The sequence below is a fragment of the Wolbachia endosymbiont of Madathamugadia hiepei genome (assembly GCF_013366855.1).
Lineage (GTDB): Bacteria > Pseudomonadota > Alphaproteobacteria > Rickettsiales > Anaplasmataceae > Wolbachia.
In genome coordinates, this window is record NZ_WQMP01000154.1 from 1 (window position 1) to 2,243 (window position 2,243).

General features: G+C 32.4%; 2 protein-coding genes. Both read right to left on the minus strand.

Going from position 1 to position 2,243, the window contains the following annotated elements; genetic code table 11:
• Positions 1–140: 140 nt before the first annotated feature.
• Positions 141–776, minus strand: coding sequence for a DnaA ATPase domain-containing protein (locus tag GO685_RS04865; RefSeq protein WP_175937816.1), 636 nt, complete (start codon positions 774–776; stop codon positions 141–143).
• A 104-nt stretch (positions 777–880) separates the two neighbouring features.
• Complete coding sequence (locus GO685_RS04870) at positions 881–1,954, minus strand: AI-2E family transporter (protein WP_175937815.1); 1,074 nt, start codon at positions 1,952–1,954, stop codon at positions 881–883.
• Positions 1,955–2,243 lie beyond the last annotated feature (289 nt).

A 2,243-nucleotide genomic window follows, 5' to 3' on the forward strand; every position in this document is an offset into this window, starting at 1 on the left:
TGACAAGACTGCTGAGGTTTTTATGGGTTTTTTAAACTTCGTTGGTTCTCTCATATGGCTTCTCTAAAATTTTGTTCACAGAGACTAGTGCTACAGGTGTTAATAAATTTTGAGTATATATGCTCTGTTAAAAGAAGAAATCACATAGTATCCCTTTTCAATAAAGCGCTAATAAAAGGAAGGGTAACATTTGATCCCATAGATTCGTCATCTATCTTTTCTATAATTTCACTAATGCTGTAAAAAGAACGCTCCACCCTTGCCAAAATATAATTAATTACTTTCAAATCAATTTTCAACTGTTTATCTGAAAACCGTTTCATCAACATAATCCTTAACAATTCCTCACTCGCTGATGGAATTTTTACGCTGATGGTTGATAATATGCGAGAACTTAAATCTTTCAACTTAAAGTTAAGCTTGTTTGGTGAAGTCGAAGAAGTAATAAGCAATCTCTTGTTATTTTCTTTCATGTAGTTATAACAATGCAGTAACATTGCTTCATCTTGAACGTTTTGTATATCTTCTAAAATAAAAGCGTTGCTATATCTAATCTCGCTTACAAAATTGTTCACATTGATAAAGATTGCATCGTTCATCGATTGCCAAATGTAAGCAAGATGAGTTTTACCAGAGCTTTTAGGCCCAAAAAGGATCAAACATTTCCAAGATAAATCATCAATGACTGAGTGGTACACATGTTTATTTTCATCCAAGATGATGAAATTTTGCTGACTATAATCAGCTTGATTGTTGTTAAATAAATTTAATTGCACACTAGACATTTTGTGCTCCTGGCGGTAACTTTTACGTCAAAATTCACTTACTCTCCTTGAGTACATCAGGCATTCCCTCTCCTTATTACAATGCAAAAAACCTGTTAGCCGTTTCTATAAAACTCACTTTTAAGATATTTATCGGTTATACATTCCACTGATACATAAAACATTGCTATTATTGGAACAAAAAGTAATATACCCATAAATCCAAAATATGAAGCACATATGGTAACTCCAAGAATAATTACAGCTGGATGTATATGAACCTTTTTTCCTACCAATAAAGGAACCAGTATATTTGCATCTATCAGCTGTCCAACACCAAATAATATTAAAACAGCAGTGCTTTCAAACCATCCACTGAATTGAGTAACAGCGCTCAAAAACCCAATAATAGTATATAATAATGGCCCTATGTAAGGTATAAATGTTAGTGTCCCTGACAAAATTCCAATAGCAACAGAATGTCTTAGCCCGATTATACTAAGGCCTACAGAGTAAAAAATCATCATAAAAATACATACATTCGCCTGTCCTTTTAGGTAGTTAGATACAATAAAATCCACTTTTGAAAAGTAATCTGCAACTTTTTCTCTGTAAGGAACAGGGACTAATTTACTAACTTTTGTTACAATCAAAGGCCAATCACGCAATACATAAAAGAACATCACCGGAGTGATTACTACTAATGATACTGTATGAATCAAGCTAAAGCTCGAGCTTAACACCTGGATTATAAAATTACTGGTAATATCGAAGGCATTTACGAAGTAAGATATATAATCGCCGTAATTTTTTGCTAGACTTTCAGATAAGTGATCAAGCAAACCACCTTCTGTTTTTATATTGAGAAATTCTAACACAGATGGAATAACTTTGAGGTTTAATGAAGGTGCTTTACTGACTAAAAAATTCAATATCGAAGTGATTTGAACATATATAATAGGTAAAACAAATGTAACAGCTAATACAAAAATCATCAGCAGGACAAGTATTATAAAAATTACAGAATATAGGCGTGGTATTCTACACTTCTCAAACTTTACTACTAGCGGATTAAATAAATATGCAACAACGATAGATATTAAGCATGGAAAAATCATAGGGCGCACTAAAAGTAATGTGCCAACTATAAGAGGTAATATAAGACAAACAGTTGCATAGCGTTTTTGCATGTTTTTAGCATAGTCAATTTATTAAAAAAAATACACAGTTTATTTTATCTATGTTAAAACAAATTACCAAAGACAGAGAAAGTTTACAAAAAACGAAGTGCTATAGTCTATCTATAAGCGGCCAAAAAGCCTTAGCAAGTGTTTTCTGATACAAAAATACACCAGGTAGCCTTTTTTATCATCCAAGTAACCTCTATGAACGCTAACTATGGATTAGAAAGAGAGTAGAGAGAGAAATAAGGTAAACTCCAGTATTTTAGCAACAATAGGAGGTTACCCAATGCATAAG

Bases quoted from the DNA above. Each gene is read 5' to 3' on its own strand.
- GO685_RS04870 (WP_175937815.1), bottom strand. From the start codon at position 1,954: ATGCAAAAACGCTATGCAACTGTTTGTCTTATATTACCTCTTATAGTT.